The 18,656-nt window shown below is 66.7% G+C and carries 19 protein-coding genes; 6 read left to right on the top strand and 13 right to left on the bottom strand.

Annotated features, from left to right (window positions below; genetic code table 11):
- Nucleotides 1-148 precede the first annotated feature (148 nt).
- Nucleotides 149-2,002, top strand: a complete 1,854-nt coding sequence (gene ggt / locus ACIQF4_RS16390) for a gamma-glutamyltransferase (RefSeq protein ID WP_400516594.1) — start codon at nucleotides 149-151, stop codon at nucleotides 2,000-2,002.
- Nucleotides 2,003-2,098: 96 nt separating this feature from the next.
- Here ggt and ACIQF4_RS16385 read toward each other — a convergent pair whose 3' ends face one another.
- The 4 genes from ACIQF4_RS16385 to ACIQF4_RS16370 are packed head-to-tail and all read right to left on the bottom strand — an operon-like array spanning nucleotide 2,099 to nucleotide 6,848.
- The gene (locus tag ACIQF4_RS16385) at nucleotides 2,099-3,613 is read right to left on the bottom strand and encodes an amino acid permease (RefSeq protein ID WP_400516593.1); all 1,515 of its coding nucleotides are present in this window, start codon (nucleotides 3,611-3,613) and stop codon (nucleotides 2,099-2,101) included.
- Between the two features lie 32 nt (nucleotides 3,614-3,645).
- Nucleotides 3,646-5,079: an aspartate ammonia-lyase gene (locus tag ACIQF4_RS16380; protein ID WP_400516592.1), complete on the bottom strand. Its 1,434-nt coding sequence runs from the start codon at nucleotides 5,077-5,079 to the stop codon at nucleotides 3,646-3,648.
- Nucleotides 5,080-5,085: 6 nt separating this feature from the next.
- Nucleotides 5,086-6,126 (bottom strand): asparaginase, encoded by a 1,041-nt coding sequence (locus ACIQF4_RS16375; RefSeq protein ID WP_400516591.1) that lies wholly within the window; start codon nucleotides 6,124-6,126, stop codon nucleotides 5,086-5,088.
- A gap of 20 nt (nucleotides 6,127-6,146) precedes the next feature.
- Nucleotides 6,147-6,848 carry a FadR/GntR family transcriptional regulator gene (locus ACIQF4_RS16370; protein WP_400516590.1) on the bottom strand — a complete coding sequence of 234 codons (702 nt, stop codon included), beginning with the start codon at nucleotides 6,846-6,848 and terminating at the stop codon, nucleotides 6,147-6,149.
- 84 nt (nucleotides 6,849-6,932) lie between these two features.
- On the opposite strand from ACIQF4_RS16370, the gene ACIQF4_RS16365 reads away from it, so the two are divergent.
- The 3 genes from ACIQF4_RS16365 to ACIQF4_RS16355 all read left to right on the top strand — a co-directional run bounded on the left by ACIQF4_RS16365 (nucleotide 6,933) and on the right by ACIQF4_RS16355 (nucleotide 9,192).
- Nucleotides 6,933-7,526 (top strand): class I SAM-dependent methyltransferase, encoded by a 594-nt coding sequence (locus ACIQF4_RS16365; RefSeq protein ID WP_400516589.1) that lies wholly within the window; start codon nucleotides 6,933-6,935, stop codon nucleotides 7,524-7,526.
- Between the two features lie 152 nt (nucleotides 7,527-7,678).
- Complete coding sequence (locus ACIQF4_RS16360) at nucleotides 7,679-7,945, top strand: helix-turn-helix transcriptional regulator (protein WP_350003644.1); 267 nt, start codon at nucleotides 7,679-7,681, stop codon at nucleotides 7,943-7,945.
- A complete protein-coding gene (locus ACIQF4_RS16355) occupies nucleotides 7,942-9,192 on the top strand; it encodes a HipA domain-containing protein (RefSeq protein ID WP_350003645.1) in 1,251 nt (416 codons plus the stop codon). Before ACIQF4_RS16360 ends, ACIQF4_RS16355 begins: the two co-directional genes overlap by 4 nt.
- A gap of 21 nt (nucleotides 9,193-9,213) precedes the next feature.
- Here the strand turns inward: ACIQF4_RS16355 and ACIQF4_RS16350 are convergent, their stop codons facing one another.
- Together ACIQF4_RS16350 and ACIQF4_RS16345 are read right to left on the bottom strand one after the other, a co-directional pair.
- On the bottom strand, nucleotides 9,214-10,143 hold the full coding sequence (locus ACIQF4_RS16350; protein ID WP_400516588.1) for a hypothetical protein: 930 nt from the start codon (nucleotides 10,141-10,143) through the stop codon (nucleotides 9,214-9,216).
- Between the two features lie 15 nt (nucleotides 10,144-10,158).
- Complete coding sequence (locus tag ACIQF4_RS16345; RefSeq protein ID WP_350003647.1) at nucleotides 10,159-10,776, bottom strand: uracil-DNA glycosylase; 618 nt, start codon at nucleotides 10,774-10,776, stop codon at nucleotides 10,159-10,161.
- A 144-nt stretch (nucleotides 10,777-10,920) separates the two neighbouring features.
- On the opposite strand from ACIQF4_RS16345, the gene ACIQF4_RS16340 reads away from it, so the two are divergent.
- A complete protein-coding gene (locus tag ACIQF4_RS16340; RefSeq protein WP_350003648.1) occupies nucleotides 10,921-11,427 on the top strand; it encodes a hypothetical protein in 507 nt (168 codons plus the stop codon).
- A gap of 7 nt (nucleotides 11,428-11,434) precedes the next feature.
- Here the strand turns inward: ACIQF4_RS16340 and ACIQF4_RS16335 are convergent, their stop codons facing one another.
- From ACIQF4_RS16335 to ACIQF4_RS16310, 6 genes are all read right to left on the bottom strand, one after another.
- Nucleotides 11,435-12,868, bottom strand: a complete 1,434-nt coding sequence (locus ACIQF4_RS16335) for an amidohydrolase family protein (protein ID WP_400516676.1) — start codon at nucleotides 12,866-12,868, stop codon at nucleotides 11,435-11,437.
- A 26-nt stretch (nucleotides 12,869-12,894) separates the two neighbouring features.
- Nucleotides 12,895-13,278, bottom strand: a complete 384-nt coding sequence (locus tag ACIQF4_RS16330; RefSeq protein WP_231457165.1) for an RNA-binding S4 domain-containing protein — start codon at nucleotides 13,276-13,278, stop codon at nucleotides 12,895-12,897.
- Nucleotides 13,279-13,343: 65 nt separating this feature from the next.
- Complete coding sequence (locus tag ACIQF4_RS16325; RefSeq protein WP_400516586.1) at nucleotides 13,344-14,471, bottom strand: sulfite oxidase; 1,128 nt, start codon at nucleotides 14,469-14,471, stop codon at nucleotides 13,344-13,346.
- Between the two features lie 162 nt (nucleotides 14,472-14,633).
- Entirely contained in the window at nucleotides 14,634-15,506 is an 873-nt protein-coding gene (locus ACIQF4_RS16320; protein WP_400516585.1) for an SDR family oxidoreductase, read from the bottom strand.
- Nucleotides 15,507-15,514: 8 nt separating this feature from the next.
- Nucleotides 15,515-16,519: an aldo/keto reductase family protein gene (locus tag ACIQF4_RS16315; protein ID WP_400516584.1), complete on the bottom strand. Its 1,005-nt coding sequence runs from the start codon at nucleotides 16,517-16,519 to the stop codon at nucleotides 15,515-15,517.
- Between the two features lie 27 nt (nucleotides 16,520-16,546).
- Entirely contained in the window at nucleotides 16,547-17,287 is a 741-nt protein-coding gene (locus tag ACIQF4_RS16310; RefSeq protein WP_400516583.1) for a hypothetical protein, read from the bottom strand.
- A gap of 132 nt (nucleotides 17,288-17,419) precedes the next feature.
- Between ACIQF4_RS16310 and ACIQF4_RS16305 the strand changes: the two genes are divergently transcribed.
- A complete protein-coding gene (locus tag ACIQF4_RS16305; protein ID WP_400516582.1) occupies nucleotides 17,420-17,818 on the top strand; it encodes a YchJ family protein in 399 nt (132 codons plus the stop codon).
- On the opposite strand, the gene ACIQF4_RS16300 is transcribed toward ACIQF4_RS16305, so the two are convergent.
- Nucleotides 17,819-18,655: a TIGR04086 family membrane protein gene (locus tag ACIQF4_RS16300; protein ID WP_400516581.1), complete on the bottom strand. Its 837-nt coding sequence runs from the start codon at nucleotides 18,653-18,655 to the stop codon at nucleotides 17,819-17,821.
- Nucleotide 18,656 lies beyond the last annotated feature (1 nt).

The following is an 18,656-nucleotide window of genomic DNA, read 5'->3' as shown; positions in this document are numbered from 1 at the left end:
CCGGCCCGAACGGGGACCGTGTTGGTGGTGCAACTGCCGGCAGTGGCTTCATGCTACCGAGGCAGCAAGGGTAGGCGGGAGCGTTGAGTGTCCATTACGGGAGGAGTAGCGTGTGATCCACCTCACCCGCACCCCTTCAGGAGCAACCATGCCATATCTGGGACGCCGGCTCGCTGCGGTCACTGCAGCGCTGGCGATGAGCGTGACAACCTGTGCCTTGACCAGTCCGGCATCTGCCGATTCGGGGCAGGCCGATAAGACCAGGAAAACCCCGGTAGCCACGGGCTACGGCGGCGCCGTCAGCACCGTCGACCTGGACGCCTCCGAGGCCGCCATCAAAATCCTGCGCAGGGGAGGCAACGCCGTGGACGCAGCCGTGGCCGCGGCCGCAACCCTGGGCGTTACCGAGCCGTACAGCGCCGGGATCGGGGGTGGCGGCTACTTTGTGTACTACGACGCGGAGTCGGAGGAAGTCAGCACGATTGACGGCCGTGAGACTGCCCCGGCCGAAATGCCGGAGGATGCCTTTATCAACCCGGAAGACAACAAGCCGTATTCGTTCAAGAAGCAGGCCACCAGCGGGATCTCCGTGGGTGTTCCCGGCACGCCGGCCACGTGGGAGCGGGCGCTGGAGCGCTGGGGGCGGCTCAGTCTCGACGATGTCCTGAAACCCGCCATAACGGTGGCCACCGCCGGGTTTACGGTGGACGAGACGTTCCGCCAGCAAACGGCGGACAACCAGGAACGCTTTGCTCCGTTTGAGGCAACAAGGGAGCTGTTCCTGCCCGGTGGTGCCCCTCCGGCCGTCGGAACAACCTTCAAGAACCCGGACCTGGCCGATACATACAAACTCCTGGCCCGTCACGGCATGGACGCCTTTTACGAGGGCAAGGTGGCCGAGGACATCGTGCGGACAGTCCGTAATGCTCCTTCAGCACCAGGAACCGACGAGTTGCCCGGTCCCGCAGGCGTGATGACCACCGAGGACCTTGACGACTACGAAGCGCTGGACCAGGACCCCACCCATGTGAACTACCGGGGCTACGACGTCTACGGCATGGCGCCCTCCAGCAGCGGCGGCACCACCGTGGGCGAGGCACTGAACATCCTGGAGGAGTTCGACCTTCCCGGGCTGAAGGAGGACCGCCCCGCCGCCCTGCACCACTACCTTGAGGCGACTGCGCTGGCGTTCGCGGACCGCGCCAAGTACGTGGGGGACCCGGCATTTGTGGATGTACCCACAAAGGAACTCCTTGACCCGGTCTTCGGCAAGGAACGGGCCTGCGAGCTTGATCCGCTGCGGGCAGCAACGAAGCCAGTGGCGGCAGGTGACGCAGCGGACTACAACGGCACCTGCGACGTTGCGCCGGCAGCGCGCGCCGATGACAAGGACACGGAGAACATCAACACCACCAACCTGACGGTCTCGGACAAGTGGGGCAACGTGGTGGAATATACGCTCACCATCGAGCAGACGGGCGGGTCTGGCATCGTTGTGCCGGACCGGGGGTTCATCCTGAACAACGAGCTCACCGATTTTTCCCCCGTGTTCAGCAAAACTGATCCCAACCGTATCCAGCCCGGCAAGCGGCCGCGGTCGTCCATGTCGCCCACCATTGTGCTCAAGGATGACGAACCGTTCCTGGCACTGGGCTCTCCGGGCGGCTCCACCATCATCACCACCGTGCTGCAGACATTGATCAACCGCATCGACCTCGGCATGACCATCGGGGAGGCACTGGCCGCCCCGCGGGCGTCCCAGCGGAACACCGTGAACGTAACGGCTGAGCCGGCGTTTATAGAGGCCTTCCCCACCCTGGACACGCAGTACGGCCACAAGCTCGTGCCGGCCGGTGACGCCTTCACCTCTGCGGCGGAGATCGGTGCAGCAACGGCCATCGAGTTCAGCGACGACGGAAAGAAAGCCACCGCCGTAGCCGAGCCGACGCGCCGCGGCGGGGGCGCGGCGATAGTGGTCAAACCCTCACATGAGCCACGCTAGTGACACGGTAAACCCTGCGTAAACCACGACGGCGGCACCGCAGGTTCCATGATTCAGGAACCCTGGGGTGCCGCCGCCGGGCGTTAAGGCAGGTGTTTACTTCTTGAACGTGGCCGCGGGTGGGTTGGCGATGACGGGGGAGAGGCCGGTGTGGCCTTCGCGGGTTTGGGCGATTTCGCGGATGCGGGTGCGGCAGGCGTACCAGCCGAGGACCATCAGGATGGAGGCGATGGCGGTGACGAGCATGGTCAGGGGGGATTCGATGAAGACCATGATGAGGACGCCGGCGAGGAAGAGGAGGGAAAGGTAGCCGGTGTAGGGGGCGCCGAACATCCGGAAGGACGGGCGTTCGAGCCAGCCTTTGTTGGCCCAGCGGTGGAGTTGGATCTGGCACAGGACGATGGTGGCCCAGGTCATGATGATGCCGACGGAGGCGACGTTGAGGACGATTTCGAAGGCTTGGGCGGGGACGAGGTAGTTCAGGGGGACGCCGAGGAGGGACACGGCGGCGGTGATGGCGATCCCGCCGTAGGGGACGCCGGCTTTGTTCATGCGGGAGGCGAAGCGGGGGGCGGAGCCGTTGACGGACATGGAGCGCAGGATCCGGCCGGTGGAGTAGAGGCCGGCGTTGAGGGAGGACAGGGCTGCGGTGAGGACGACGAGGTTCATGATGACGTCCACGCCCTGGATGCCGATGGAGCCGAAGAAGGTCACGAAGGGGCTGACGCCTTTTTCGTAGGAGGTGTAGGGCAGCAGGAGTGCCAGGAGGATGACGGAGCCGACGTAGAACACGGCGATGCGGAAGACCACGGAGTTGATGGCTTTGGGCATGATCTTCTCGGGGTTTTCGGTTTCGCCGGCCGCGGTGCCGACGAGTTCGATGGAGGCGTAGGCGAACAGGACGCCCTGCATCAGGATGATCATGGGCAGCAGGCCGTTGGGGAAGATCCCGCCGTTGTCCGCGAGCAGGCTCAGGCCGACCTGCTGGCCGTCGACGGGGGTGCCGAAGATGACGAAGTAGGTGCCCACGATGAGGAAGATGACCAGGGCTGCGACCTTGATCAGGGCGAACCAGAATTCCATTTCGCCGAAGACCTTGACCGAGACGAGGTTCAGGGCCAGGACCACGACGAGTGCGGTCAGGGCCCAGGCCCATTGCGGGACCGCTGCCATCCAGGGGATGTAGTTGCCGAAGAAGTTCATGTAGAGGGCGGCGGCGGTGATGTCCACGATGGTGGTGGTGGCCCAGTTGATCCAGTAGAACCAGCCGGAAACGAACGCGGCCTTCTCGCCGAAGAATTCCCGGGCGTAGGAGACGAACGAGCCCGAGGAGGGGCGGTGCAGGACCAGTTCGCCCAGGGCGCGGAGGATCAGGAAGGCGAAGAACCCGCACACGGCGTAGGCGATGACCAGGGACGGGCCTGCTGCGTTCAGGCGGCCGCCGGCGCCCAGGAACAGGCCGGTGCCGATCGCGCCGCCGATCGCGATCATCTGGATCTGCCGGGGCTTCAAATTCTTGTGGTAGCCCGTGTCCTCGGCATGCAGCGCCGACTCAGAAGCATGGGCATGACCACCATCAATCACGTGGTCCGGGAGTGGGGAATTCGGCATGGGGGTCCTTGGGGTATCCGTTGGCATGGGGATCACTTGCTCAGGTTGGCGAGGCGCTCGGGGCTGAGGAGTTCCTGGAGCTGGGTGTTGGTGAGGAGTCCGTGTTCCAGGACGAGTTCGGCCACGCCCTTGCCGGTTGCCAGTGCTTCCTTGGCGATGGCGGTGGCGGTGGCGTAGCCGAGGTGGGGATTGAGGGCTGTGACCAGGCCGATTGATTGCTCCACGGTGCGGCGGAGATGCTCGGTGTTCGCGGTGATGCCCCGGATGCAGCGCGCCGTAAGGGTGCGGCAGGCGGCTTCCAGGTGGGAGATGCTCTTGTGGAGGCTGTGGACGATGACCGGCTCGAACGCGTTCAGCTGCAGCTGTCCAGCTTCGGCCGCCATGGTGATGGTGACGTCATTGCCGATGACCTCGTAGGCCACCTGGCTGACCACTTCCGGGATCACCGGGTTGATCTTGCCGGGCATGATGGACGAGCCGGACTGGACGGCCGGCAGGTTGATTTCGCCGAAGCCGGCGCGCGGCCCGGACGAGAGCAGGCGGAGGTCGTTGCAGATCTTGGAGAGCTTGACGGCCACGCGCTTGAGCACGCCGGACAGGTGCACGAAGGCCCCGACGTCCTGGGTGGCTTCGATCAGGTCCGGGGCGGTCACCAGCGGCAGGCCGGTCACTTCGGCGAGGTGCCGGCAGGCCGCTTCTGCGTAGCCCGCGGGTGCATTCAGGCCCGTGCCGATGGCTGTGGCGCCCAAGTTGATCTCGTGGATGAGGAGATCGGCTTCGGCCAGGCGGAGCCGGTCCTCACCAATGGTGATGGCATAGCTGCCGAACTCCTGGCCGAGCGTCATGGGCACCGCGTCCTGCAGCTGGGTGCGGCCCATCTTCACCACCGCGCGGAACTCGAGCGCCTTGGAGGCGCAGGCCTCTTCCAGTTCAGCCAGTGCGTCCAGCAGTTCCCGTGCGGCGAAAATGGTGCCGAGCTTCACCGCGGTGGGGTAGACGTCATTCGTGGACTGGCTGAGGTTTACATGGTCGTTGGGGTGCAGCCGGGCGTAGTCGCCCTTGGGGTGGCCCAGGATTTCGAGGGCACGGTTGGCAATGACCTCGTTGGCGTTCATGTTCGACGACGTCCCGGCACCGCCCTGGATGACGTCCACCACGAACTGGTCCGCGAGTTGGCCGTCCAGCACGTCCTGGCATGCCTGCTCAATGGCGTCCGAGCGTTCGGCATCCAGCAGGCCCAGTTCCCGGTTGGTGCGGGCGGCAGCCAGCTTGACCGCAGCGAGGCCCCGGACCAGGTGCATGTTGGAGGAGAGCTTCTGGCCGGTGATGGGAAAGTTCTCCACGGCCCTGAGCGTGTGCACGCCCCAGTAGGCGCCGGCCGGGATGTCGCGGTCCCCGAGCAGGTCGTGCTCGGACCGGGTGTGCTCAGGTGGGATCGCGGAGGCGGGGGTATCGATGATGGTCATGTGTCCTTACGGGGCTTCGTTGACGGGTGTGGACAGGGAACGTTCGGCCAGGAAATCGGTGGCCTGCAGGAGGCCCACCTGGAGACCGCCGCCCATCACGGGGGCGGTTCCGAGGGCGGCAAGCCCGGTGGTGTCCAGGCCCAGCGCCTCAAGCAGCTTGAGGGTGGCAGGCATGCGGGCACGGTCGCCGCCGTCGGAAATCTTTACGGCTGCCGAGCGGCCGTCCGCCAGGCCCACCAGCTGGACGCCTTCAAAGCCGTCCTTCGCCACCGCGCCCGGAAGCAGGCGCATCAGTTCGGTGACGTCGCGGCCCTCCCCGGCCACCATGTCCGGATGCTGCTGCATGGCGAGGCCGACGGCGGCTTCCGCACTGCCGTCGTCGTCCGCGGCGGCGCGGGCAATAGTTCCGAAGGCGCGGGCCATGCCCGGCAGGGTGAGGGCGTACAGGGGTGTTCCGCAGCCGTCTGTGCTGAGGGCGCGGGGCTCCTCGCCGGTGAGTTCGGTAACGGTGGCGGCCACGAGCCGCTGCAGCGGGTGCGAAGGATCCAGGTAGCCCTTGACCGGCCAGCCGTTGATGGTGCAGGTGGCGGCCATGGCGGCGTGCTTGCCGGAGCAGTTCTGGGTGAGCTGGGTGGCGCGGCCCCCGTTCCGCAGCCACTCCTCCCGTTCAGCTGGGCCGTAAGGGAGGTCCCTGCTGTTGCCAAAATCGCTGACACTGAGGCCGTGCTGCTCGAGGATCCGTAGGGCCCCCTGACGGTGTTTTGCGCCGCCAGAGTGGCTTGCGGCAGCCAGGGCGAGGAGGTCGGCGGGAAGTTCGAGTCCGGCGCGGACCATGGCGGCGGCCTGCAGAGGCTTGAGTGAGGAGCGGGGGTAGAACGGTGCAAGGGGATCGCCGGCCGCCGCGGCTGTGGTGCCGTCAGCTTCCAGCGCAATGGCTGAGCCGTAGTGGACGCTTTCCACCAGTCCGTCGCGGGTGGCAGCGACAAGGGGGGTGTGCTGCGGGAGGGCGGCAGCGCTGAGGGCAGGTGAAAGGGCAGGGGAAAGCATGGATTCCTTGGCTGATTGGATTATTTACTGAGAATGGATTCGAGGGCCAGGCCCACGGCATGCAGGTGGTGGGCCATCGCGGCGCGTGCGTCCCCGGCGGAGCCTGCCTCGATGGCTGCCAGGATGTCCCGATGCTCGGCATCCGAGGCGTGCTGCCTGTCCGCCACCATGTTCAGGGTTTCGGACTGGTGGGCCAGGGCGTCACGGATGTCTGCCACTACGCTGGCGAACACCCTGTTCCCGCTGGCGCGGGCGATGGCTGCGTGGAAGCTGGAGTCCAGGGCAACCCAAGATTCGGGGTCGGTTTCGGTGCGCATGGCGGCCACGAGGTGGCGGAGTGTTTCCAGTTCTTCGTCGCTGCGCCGCTCCGCGGCCAGGCCGGCAGCGGGCACCTCGATGTGCGGCCGGGCTTCCGTGAGGTCCCGCGCCGAGTACTGGCCGAGGGTGAGGTCGTTGGCCACCTTGTCCGCCATGACGAAGGTGCCTTTGCCCGTTTTGGTCACGGTCAGGCCCAGGGCCGTGCAGGAGCGGAGCGCCTCGCGGATCACCGAGCGGCTTACACCGTACTGCTGGGAGAGGGTGGCCTCGGAGCTGAGCTTGCTGCCTACCGGAACAGCTCCGGACTCGATGTCCTGCCGGATCGCGTTGAAAACTGCTTCGGCAGCGCTGAGCCGGGCAAGGGGTGCAGGCTGTCCTGCTGTCCGGCTGTCTGACAGGTTCACGTTACAAATATGGCAGGGGTCACACGTGGTGTCAACATCGGCCGGTTCCGGAAGCGCGGAAAGCGGTGTGCGAGACTGTGCGGCATGACTGATGCCGTGCGCAGATACTGGGACAGCCAGGCTGGGAACTTCGATGTTGAAGCGGACCACGGCTTAGCTGACCCTGCCGTCCGGCAGGCATGGGAGGACTTGCTGCTGCCGCTGATGCCTATGCCGGGATGCGACGTGGCGGATCTTGGCTGTGGGACCGGCAGCCTTTCTCTTCTGCTGGGCGAGGCCGGGCACCAGGTCTGGGGTGTGGACCTGTCCGGGCAGATGGTGGCCAGGGCGCGGACCAAGCTGGCGGATGCGGGCGTGTCCGCTGACTTCGTGGTGGGCGATGCGTCGGCACCACCGCGCGCGCATGGCTCTGTTGACGTTGTCCTTGCCCGGCATGTGTTGTGGGCCCTCCCGGATCCTGACGCCGCGCTGGCTCGGTGGGCCGGACTGCTGCGGGGAGCGGGCACCATGATTCTGGTGGAAGGGCTGTGGGGAACTGGTGGGGGGATTCCCGCGGACCGCTGCCTCGAACTGGTCCGCTCCCATCGGAGGGAAGCCACTGTGACAATGCTGACGGATCCAGCCTTGTGGGGCCGGGAGATCACGGACGAACGCTACGTAATTGTCAGTACGGCCTAGCAAACGCTTCGCCCGCCCGGCCCGCCCTTCGCCTGCGCGAGGCCAGCTCCACCGGCATGTTCGTGCCGATTCTCCCACTTCTGGTGGATGGCAGCTCGCGTTACACTGGCAATGAGTGCGTGAACGGAACGATCGTACCTATGGGGAGTGCCATGACCCAGAGCTTTGCGGCGATGCTCGCAGGAGAAGTGCGTGCCCGCCGCGCAGTCCTCCGGCTGACACAGCACGACCTCGCCCAGCTGGCCGGCGTCTCCGAGCGCTTTGTCCGGTTCGTCGAACAGGGCAAGCCGAGCGTCCAGCTGGATTCCCTGGTCACCGTCCTTGAAACCTTGGGCCTGGAACTGCAGGTTGCCGCCCGGACCAGCCCGGCTGCCCGCGCGCTGGCCGGGCCGCCAGCTGAGAACAGCGCTGAACAATGAGGCATCGTATTGCGGACATCTATAAGGCGGGTGTCCTTGCAGCGCGGCTGGAAAGGCATGACGGCGGTACCCGCTTCAGCTACCTGCCCGCCTACCTCCAAACGGGCGCGCCCGCCGTCGCGACTTCCCTGCCGCTCAGCAGCGAACCGGTGCTGTCCGCGGCCGGCGCCGCCCCGCCCTATTTCACCGGGCTCCTGCCCGAGGGCCGCCGCCTCAATGCGCTGAGGCGCTCCATCAAGACCAGCGCGGATGACGACCTGTCCCTGCTCATTGCAGCCGGCGCGAATCCCGTAGGCGACGTGCAGATCGTCGGCCACGGGGAGCAGTTGGACCCGGATGACCATGCAGTCCGCCTCGACCCGAAGAAGCCGGTGGACTTCGACCAGCTGCTGGGGGACCCGGACCTGATCGACCCCGTAGCCTTGGCAGGCGTGCAGGACAAGCTCTCCGCCGGCATGATCTCGGTTCCGGTGACCGGTACCGGGCGGCAGTTCATCCTCAAACTCAACGCCCCCGAATTTCCGCATGTGGTGGAGAACGAGCTGGTGATGTTCCGTTACGCCTCCAAGTTAAGGATCCCCCTAAGCAAAGTCAGGTTGATCCGGGACGTTGCCGGAAGGCCAGGGTTGCTGGTTGAGCGCTTCGACCGGGTTCCCGGACCGGCTGGCCAGCGGGGCGGTGTTCAGCGGCTGGCGGTCGAGGACGGGGCGCAGGTGCTGAAGCTCTATCCTGCGGACAAGTACAACGTGGGCTACGGGCAGGTCTGCCATGCGCTGGCGGACCACTGCGCTGCGCCACTTCCCGCCCTGAGGAACCTGGCCATCCAGTGCGCCTATGCATGGCTGGCAGGCAACGGAGATCTGCATGCCAAGAACGTCTCAGTGGTCCAGCAGCCTTCGGGCGAGTGGACCATCGCGCCGGTCTACGACATCCCCTCCACAGTGGTCTACGGGGACAAGACCCTTGCCTTGACCATCAACGGCAAGCGCACCGGTGTCTCACGCCGTCACTTCCTCGGCTGGGCCACCGGGCTTGGGTTGACGGGGCGTGCCGCAGCCCAGGTGGTGGAGATTGCCCTGAAAGCGGCCGGGCCGCTGCTTGCGGACCTGGAGTCCGGGTCCGCCTTCCGGGGACTGAACGGACATCCGGTACAGAACTTCGATGACGGCGGCTCCCCGTTTCCGGATATGGTCACCAGGGCCTGGGTCAAGGAGTTGAAGCATCGGCGGCGGCTGCTTGAGGGGTAGGCCTGGTGCTGCAGGTCCCGTCTATCTCCCCTCTTGCCACCTCAGCGCCCGCAGTGCGCGGAGGGTGTTCCACCGGCTGGGTTTCCCGTCGCCGTCCTCCAGTGTGAAGTGCACCTTTCCGGGGTGGGTGTTCTCCAGCAGCCACGTGCCGTCCGGCTGCTGCCCGGCGCGGACCACCTCTGCGGCTTCTCCCAGTCGTTCATCGGGCGTGCCTCCGGCGGAGCGGAAGTAGTCCAGCCCGCGGAGCACGTCGTAGAACCAGCGGGTTGGGTAGGAGAACTGCAGCCATCCGGGATCCACTTCGGAGCCTGTGCTTTTGCGCCTGTGCAGCCTTCGATCAAGCAGGTATTCCTCGCCGCGGTGCCGGGCCGCCCGGGATGCACCGGACCCGCCGGTGGCGTGTTCGTGCTGAAGCAGCCCTTCCAGCACGCAGATGGTGGTGTGGAATGAAGAGCGGGTAGATCCGCGCCCTGCTTCGCAGTTCCATCCGCCGTCCGGAAGCTGTTCACTGACCAGCCGCTCCACCACGGTGTCGACGTTCTCCCCGAAGTAGGCGCCAAGCCCCACCACCATGCCGTTGATGCAGGGCTCGGTCTCGCCCTCGAAGAAGGGCTGGTTGCCCTCCTCCCAACGGCTCTTCTCCCTGACCAGGCTGACAGCCCGTTGAGCTTCCTCGCTGGCAGGGTTCAAGCCGAAGTCACGCAGGAGCAGAAGGCTGTAGGTGGTTGCGGTCCAGGGCTGGCCTTGAGGGTCGTCGTCGTGGTCCGGCCAGTAGGTGCCGCCGTCCCATTGTCCGTCCCCACCCTGCAGAGCAAGCATGCGCGCGCCCCAGCCGCGGGTGGCAACCAGGTCCCGCTCACGCACTTGTTCAGGCAGGGCACCGGTGAGGTCCCTCATGACCTGCCAGCGGAGGGCCGGATCGGACTCGAGCAGCCAGGCGATGAGATCCATGCCTTGAGGGGAATATTAGAGGTGCTGGATTCCTGCCCGTTGCATGGCGTCCTTGTAGATGTCCACGTTTTTGGCCAGGAGCTCTTCCTGCTTTGCTTCCGAGACGGCGAAGGCCCGTCCTCCCAGGGCTGTGGCCTTGTAGACCTTGATGCCGCTGTTCTTCAGGGACTGGTGGTAAGTCTTCTCGAAGAGGGTGAGGAACGTGGAGGCGTCGGTGCCGTGGGCGATGACGGCCGAGACCCTCGAGTTGATCTTCAGGAACTGCCGGAACGGGCGGAGTCCGTCAGTTTTCTCCTGCACGTTCAGGGCTGACGGCATATCCGCGTCGCGGACCCAGGGATAGGCGTGCCAGGGCATGACGTAGCGGGGATCAAGTTCTGCCAACTCGTAGATCTGGGTGGCGCGGCGGGCAGCCTCATCGTCGTTGTTGTGCGAGACAAAGCCGGACTCGGTCCCCTTGCCGGGGCTGACCTGCAGGCTAACGATCCGGCACTCGTCCTCATCGTGCACAGGGTCGATGTAAGGGACGACAGACCCTGGCTTCTTCTCCATCAGTTCATCGCAAAGCTGGGTTACCTTCGCAATGTTCGGTTCCTGTAGCAGGGCCTTTTTCTCGTCCCAATCAATCGTCACGATTTCTCCCTCAGCAGCAAGGCGTCCAGAATCAGGCGTCTTAGGCCACTCTACGCTTCCGCGCTAATGGGTGGGCAGGTGAAGTGCTCTCTCCCTTCTGCTGGACCCGGCCTTGAGCTGCCACACGTGCTGTTGAATAAGGGAATGCAGTTCACCCAAAACGGCCTGAAAGCCGATGGTTTCGCCGGCTTCCGTCCCATCGGCTCGCTTGAGGTCATGCGGGTCCCGCAGGGAACCGGCGTCTTCGCCGTCCTGGCGCCGGAAGGGTTCCAGCCCCGCTTCCTCAGGAAAAGCACCGCAGGCGTCTTCAAGAAGAAGGACCCGTCGCTGCCCGAGCCCGCCCTCGCCACCGAATGGGTGGACACCGCCGTCGTCCTCTACCTGGGCAAGGCAGGCCCGGGCAGCAAAGGCAACCGCGGCCTCCGGCGGCAGATCCAGGAGTTCCTGGACTTCGGGCAGGGGAAGCCGCCGGGGCACTGGGACGGCCGCCTGGTCTGGCAGCTCGCCGACGCCGAAAAGCTACTCATCGCCTGGAAGGAACTGCCCGCCGAAAACCTCGGAAAGGCGGAAGCTGACTACCACACAGCCTTCGTTGAAGAACACGGTAAGCTCCCCTTCGCCAACCTGGTGAGGGCGCGCACCAGGGGGTAAGCCAGGCCTAGGCCAAGCCGGCGTCGTACGTAAAACGCCCAGCAACCAGCGTCGCGGCCACCGGCATCGCAGCGAACACCCCGTCCGGCGCAGCCAAAGGATCGGCGTCCAGGAGCACCAGGTCAGCAGGATCCCCCTCCCGGACCCGCGCACGCCCCCGGGTTGAGGCCAGGAGTGCCTGCCCGCGCGTGATGGCTTCCTTGGGATGCCACGGCCCGCGCCCGTCATCGCGTGCCCGCACGGTGGCCGCCGCCATGGCAGCCCAAGGATCGAGCGGCGCCACCGGGGCATCCGAGCCCAGCAGCAGCGAGGCCCCCTCATCGAGCAGGGAGCGCAGCGGGAAAGCGCGGTCAGTCCGTCCGGGCCAGTTGGTTTCTGCCGCATCTCGGTCATCCAGCGCATGGACAGGCTGAACACTGGCCAGCACGCCCAACGAGCCAAAACGCGCCAAATCCCCACGGCGCACAAACTGGGCGTGCTCGATCCGCCCGCCAATACCCGCGCGCTCAAACGCGTCAAGGGCCACCTGGTTTGCCGCGTCCCCAATCGCGTGGACGGCGGGGAGAAATCCGGTGTCCCTTGCCCGCCCCAGCAGCGCCAGCAGCTCCTCCGGCTCCACGGTCAGGAGCCCATGCCCGCCGAAGGGGTAGGGATCCACGCAATAGGCGGTGCGTGTATTTAATGCCCCGTCAATAAGCACCTTAAGGGGTCCCATCCGGAGCAATCCCTTGCCGCCGTCGACCACCTGCCCGGTCCGCATGCCGGCCGCCACGGCGCGTTCGAGGTCGGCCGGGTAAACACCGGCGTCCACGCGGAGGACGTCGAAACCGCCGGCAATGCGCCTAAGCCACGGGTCCCGGTTCCAAGTCATTTCGAAATCCACGACGCCCACCACACCGCGGGCAGCAGCCGCCCGGGCGGCCCCGGCCACCCAGGTATCCACGACGGCGTCCGGCAGGCGGCCCAGCTCCCGGGTCAGGGCGAAGGCCGGGTCCTCGCGGAGCAGCCCGGAGGCGTCCACCCGCACCCCATATCGGCGGGCGGCAGCGGAGTTGAGCCACACGCAGTGCAGGTCGTGGCTGACCAGCGCGGCGGGCTGGCTGCCGGTTGCGGAATCCAGCAGCGCCACGGAGGGCGTGTCAGCCCACAGCGCGTCACGGAAGCCGACGCCAACGGCGGTCACCGCTGGATCTGCGCCGGGCATGGAAGAACGTACGACGGCGGCAGCATCCTGGGCGCTGACGGCGCCGGAGAGATCAATGCGGTTCGCATGCAGCGCCCACTGGGTCATGTGGACGTGCTCGTCCCACAGACCCGGAATCAGCCAGCGCCCGCCGGCGTCGATAACCCGCGCGGCGCCCGGGGACCCGACACCTGCACCAAGCCGGCTTACGCGGCCGGCGCTGATGTGGACGCTGTACAGTGCGGCGTCCCCCGGCATTCGCACGTCTGCGAGGACCAGGCCTGTCACGCCGGACCGCGCAGCCGTTCCATCTCGCGGCGGTCCTTCTTGGTTGGCCGGCCGGCTCCCCGGTCGCGCTGCGGCAGGCCAAGCGCTGGGGCAACCGGGCGCGGCGGTGTGTGGTCGGTGAAACAGTGCGAGGCCGGCTCAGCCCCCACGCGCTTGTTGATCAGCCGGCGCACTTCCAGGATGCGTTCGTAGCCGGACATCCGGACGGTTACGGTATCGCCGGTGACCAGCGTGGCTGATGCCTTGGCCGGGCTGCCGTTGAGCCGGATGTGGCCCGCACGGCAGGCAGCCGTGGCCGCGGAGCGGGTCTTGTAGGCACGGACGGCCCACAGCCACGCGTCGATGCGGACACTGGCGGGGGAAGAAGGAAGGCTGGTCATGGCTGGCACCGAGTATAGCCCGGCCTTTCCCGGCGCCGGGCCGGGCGGCGGTCCAGCCAGCCCAGCTACCCCACAGTCACACTGATGCGCTGCACCACGTTGTTGCCCATCCCCTGGTAGTTCCAGTTCTGTTCCAGGGGCTGGGTGGCGCCGGTTGCGTCCGTGGCCCGGCAGGACAGCACGTGCGCGCCCGGATCCGCCACCCACGGCATGGTCCACTTCCGCCACGCGTATCCGCCGGCGGGCTTGTCGAGCTGGGCGGGCAGCCACGCGCCATCAATGCCTACCTCCACGGACGTGACCGCCCCTTCGCCGGACCAGGCCCTGCCCTGCAGCAGCACCGGGCCCGGTTTCAGCATCCGGTTGCGGGTAAGGAATTCCGGGATGCCCGGCGGAACCATCAGCGAACGCACCCTGATCCGCGATACCGGAGTGCCGGCGTCGTCCTCTGACGCCTGGTAGCGGTAGGCAACGTCCTGCTGGAAGCCCTTGAATGGCGTGGTGACCACCTCGATGGATTCCAGCCATTTCACGCTGGCCATGCCGTACCAGCCGGGCACTACCAGCCGGAGCGGGTATCCGTGCTGGGGCGGCAGTTCGCTGCCGTTCATGGCGTAGGCAAGGACGACGTCGGGGCGCAGGGCCTCATGGATCGGCAGGCTCCGCGCGTAGCGGTGGGGGACGCCGCCCTGGACGCCCTCGTCCACTCCGGTGAACACCACCTCAACTGCGTGGGGCTGGACGCCCGCCTTTCCCAGGAGGTAGGCCAGCGGCACTCCGGTCCACTGCGCGGTGCCGACGCCTTCGAGCAGCCACGGCTGGCTGACGGGCCGCGGATCCAGGAGCGACCGCCCGTTCCCGGCGCATTCCAGGGTGACGGGCACGGTGATGAAGGGGTCCCTGCGCAGGGCGGCCATGGTCAGTTCCATGGCCATATCCACCGCGCCGCTGATCCGCAGGTGCCAGGAGGACTCATCAATGTCCGGGATGTCGAAGTGGGTCAGGACGTAATGCAGCCCCGGGGGAGTGATGTCCCGGCGGAGGGCCTCCAAAGGCATGGAGTGGTTGCGGGCCCCCAGCTGGAGTTCCTCCCGGGTAATCGGGCCGGTGGTGGGCCCGGCCATGGGCGGAGCCTGACTTTCCACCGCTGCGCCCGGACCGGCGGACTGCTGGTGCGTGAAGATCTGTTTCATGGTGGTGCCACTCCTGCTTGGCCGGCTGGGACGTCCCCCCTTTCCACAGGTCTACGCCAGCCCCGCAGCCCCGTCAACGCCCCACCCAATTGGAGTTTTTGTCCAGATATGCGCACTTGGAGGCCCCGGAAGTCTTCATATCTGGACAAAAACTCCGGGAATTTAGAGGACCGGGCGGGAGAGGAACTCGCGCAGGCTGATGGGGTCCTCGCCGGTAAGCCCGTGGACATCCGGCGATATCCCCGCCATCTCTCCGGACGCGATGGCTGTGTACGTGCTTACCCAGGCGTCCACCTGCCAGGGCGGGGCGCCGTAGGAAGCCCGCGAAGCGTACGCCTCCTCCACCGTCTCCGGCTGGTAGGTGATGGTGCGGCCGGTACTCCCGGTGATGATGCCCGCTGCCTGCGCCAGGGTCAGCTCCTCCGGCCCGGTCAGGTTGTACGTGGCGCCCTTGTGGATGGCTGGGTCCCGCAGGACGGCGACGGCACAGCGGGCGATGTCCTCGCGTGCCACCCCGGAGAAGGCGCCGTCGCCCGCCGGTCCGCGGATCACGCCGTCCTCCCCGGCCAGGAGCGGCAGGAAGTCCAGGTAGAAATTGTCCCGCAGGAACGTGAAGTCCATGCCGGACGCCCTGATGTGCTCCTCGGTGGCGTAATGGTCCCGGGCCAGGGTGAAGGTGGCATCAGGCGCCGCGCCGTAGAAGGACGTGTACACCACGTGCTCCACCCCGGCCCCGGCTGCGGCATCAACGAAGGCCGTATGCTGCTGCACCCGGTCCTGCGTTTCCGCAGCGGACACCATAAAAAGTACTTTCACGCCTTCCAAGGCCTGCCGGGCAGCGGCGGAATCCGCGTAGCTGCACACGGCCGGCGTGGCGCCGTCCAGCACGGGCGCGCGGGCAGGATCGCGGACCAGCAGCCGCTGGGCGGAACCCAGTTCAGCGAGCTGCCGCGCCACCATCCCGCCAAGCCCGCCGGTGGAACCCGTGACGCCGAGGGCAAGGACGTCAGCAGGCAGTTCCGCTGCGGAAGTCACGGGCCGCCCTATGCTTCCCGCGCGGCGGGTGATTTGGTCTGGGCGGGGTCCCGCTCAGCCAGCGATCCGATGGCGTCGTCGATCTTCTTCAGGACCTCCGGCTCAAGCTTCACCCCTGCCGCCGCCACGCTGTCCGCGATCTGCTCCGGCCGCGAGGCGCCGACGATGGCCGAGGCAACGTTCGGGTTCTGCAGCACCCAGGCCACGGCCAGCTGCGGCATGGACAGGCCGGCGTCCTCGGCGACGGGCTTGAGTTCCTGCACGCCGACCAGGACGTCGTCGCGCATCCAGCGCTCGATCATCTTCGCACCGCCCTTTTCATCCGTGGCGCGGCTTCCTTCGGGGGCGGGCTGGCCGGGCAGGTATTTTCCGCTGAGCACGCCCTGGGCCATGGGGGACCAGACAATCTGGGACACGCCCAGTTCCTCGGAGGCCGGGACAACCTCAGCCTCGATGACCCGCCACAGCATGGAGTACTGGGGCTGGTTGGAGATCAGCTGGAAGCCCAGTTCCTTGGACAGCGCGTGGCCTTCGCGCAGCTGCTCGGCGGTCCATTCGCTGACGCCGATGTACAGGGCCTTGCCCTGCCGGACGATGTCCGCAAAGGCCTGCATGGTTTCTTCCAGCGGCGTTTCGAAGTCGTAGCGGTGGGCCTGGTAGAGGTCCACGTAGTCCGTCTGCAACCGGCGCAGCGAGCCGTTGATGGACTCCATGATGTGCTTGCGGGACAGGCCAAGATCGTTCTTGCCCTTGGGCCCGGTGGGTCCATAGACCTTGGTGAAGATCTCCAGCGACTCGCGCCGCTCATTCTTCAGCGCGGCGCCCAGGACCGTTTCCGCGGCCGTATTGGCGTAGACGTCGGCTGTGTCGAAGGTGCTGATGCCGGCGTCGAGTGCTGCCCGCACGCACTGGGTGGCGACGTCGTTCTCCACCTGCGAGCCGTGGGTCAGCCAGTTGCCGAACGTGATTTCCGAGACTTTGAATCCGCTGTTTCCGAGGTATCTGAATTCCATGGGTTTCACGCTAACCCAGATGGTTGCTCAGGGTAAGGGCTGTCTGCCCTTCGAAGCGGAGCCTTTGGAACCTGCGTCCTTGGCGGCCTCCGCCGCGGCCCTGCTGATGTGCGCCGGGCCGGACAGGGACACCAGCGATCCGGTGTCCAGCGGCCCCAGGGCGTGGGGAACCTGCGGCTTCTTGAAGGACCGGGGCAGTTCCCGGGAGGGGCGGCTGTTATCCAGCGCGGACTCAACCAGGGGCGCCACTGCCGCCACCTCTTCTGCCGGCACCTGGGGATCGGGCAAGTCCCGCACTGAAACTTTGATGTCCGGAGTGGCGGCCCGCGCCTTGGCCGCTGCCCGGGCGTCTGCGTCGGCGACGGCCGCGGCCCAGTCATCCGCGAGGACCGGCGGTTCGCGGCGGGCGGCAGTGAGTGCCGGGTGATGGCCGACGGCGGTGCGCAGCGACGCCTTCACGTGTGCAGGCTTCAGCGCGGCGCGCCAGTGGCGGCGCGCTTTCCGCGGCACTGGGCCGGCGGCAGCATCGCCGTCGGAATCGCCTCCGCGGTGCTGGAGCCGCGTCCCGTAAAGCTGTACCAGCGGAAGGGATTCTTTCCTGGAGCGCCGCCCGAACAGGGCCACCAGTACCGCAGCCGCAAGGCGGCCAAGTCCAGCCAAGACCAGCGTGATGACCCCCAGCAGAAAGAGGACCAGGAACATCAGGAAGGCGACGCCCACGGTGCCCAGGAACGTCAGGTTGAGGATGAGCGTATCCGGATTTTCCACGTCATCTCTCCTCTCTGCCTGGGCAACAGCTCCTTCTCCACCTTACGGATTTTTGGGGTGCTGTGCCGTCGGAGGCAGGGGCGCGCCCCCGGTTGTAGCAAAGCTGTTACCGCGTGTGACAGCATCTGGTGCATGACGGTATCCACCGACCAGGAAAACTGCCCGTGCCTGTCCGGCGAGCAGTACGGGCACTGCTGCGGACGCTTCCACCGGGGAGCGGCGGAGGCTGCCACTGCTGAGCAGCTGATGCGTTCCCGCTACAGTGCGTTCGCCCTGCTGGACAGCGACTACCTGCTGCGCACCTGGCACCCCCGGACAGCACCTGCGGAGCTGGAGCTGGACCCGGAGATGCAGTGGCGCCGCCTGGACATCCTTTCCACGTCCCGCGGCGGACTGTTGGATACCGAAGGAATGGTGGAGTTCAAGGCGTACTACCGGCACGGCAGCGAGCGCGGAGTCCTCCACGAGGCCAGCCGGTTCCTGCGGGAAAACCGCCGCTGGCTCTACCTGGACGGAGACGTCCAAGCCTGACTACTCGTCGTCGTAAGCGCTGTCCGGCGTGAAGCCGGCCCGGTCCACCTTGCGGTGGAACCGCATGCCCGCGAGCCCGCCCAGTACAGCACCTGCCAGGGCAACCAGGGCCACCACCACGGCTGCGATGATGCTGGTGGTGGTCAGCTGGCCCTCGTTCACGGGGATCCGCGGGAAGCTGTTGAGGCTGGCGAGCACGTTGAACTGCTGCCCTGCCACCAGGCCCAGGATGGACACGAGGACCGCAACAATCAAGGCCCAGATCCACACCATGAGGCCCTGTTTGGCGCCGTTGAAGCGCGCCATCCTGCCTGCAACGTAACCGCCGCAGTAATAGGAGAGGAACAGGATCACCAGCAGGACGATGATGCCCACCAGGCCCACCGTGCCCTGGTTCCGGGCTGCCTGGCTGACAGCCTCATTCACATCGGTGTTGGTGGCCAGGCCAACAGCCGTTCCTGCCGCCGCCACAAAGGCAGTGAGCAGGACGGCCATGCCGGTGGCGGTCAGCCAGCCGAAGAACGCGGACCCCACCTTGATGCCGCCGAACTGTTCCTTCTCCCGGGCCGCGGCCGTCTGCCGGTCGGTCAGGTTGGGATCGGCAGAGGGCGCAGGAGCAGCGGGAACGTACTCCCGTTCGGCGGAGGCGCCGGCCGGTCCGGTGCGGTCGGGCACCCGGTCGTAGGCGGAGGTCGGTGCGGCATCGCTGGCCGGCACCTGCGGGTAGGAGCGGGTGGGTTCACCGCGCATGGCATCGCTGCGGCGGCTCCCGTCCCGGTCAACATCCTCGCGGGCGCGCCTCGGGGGCAGGTTCTCTGGGTCTGTTGAGCTGCTCATG

This window comes from Pseudarthrobacter sp. NPDC092202 (assembly GCF_044755505.1).
GTDB lineage: Bacteria > Actinomycetota > Actinomycetes > Actinomycetales > Micrococcaceae > Arthrobacter.
This window is presented reverse-complemented; position numbering and strand designations above follow the sequence as displayed.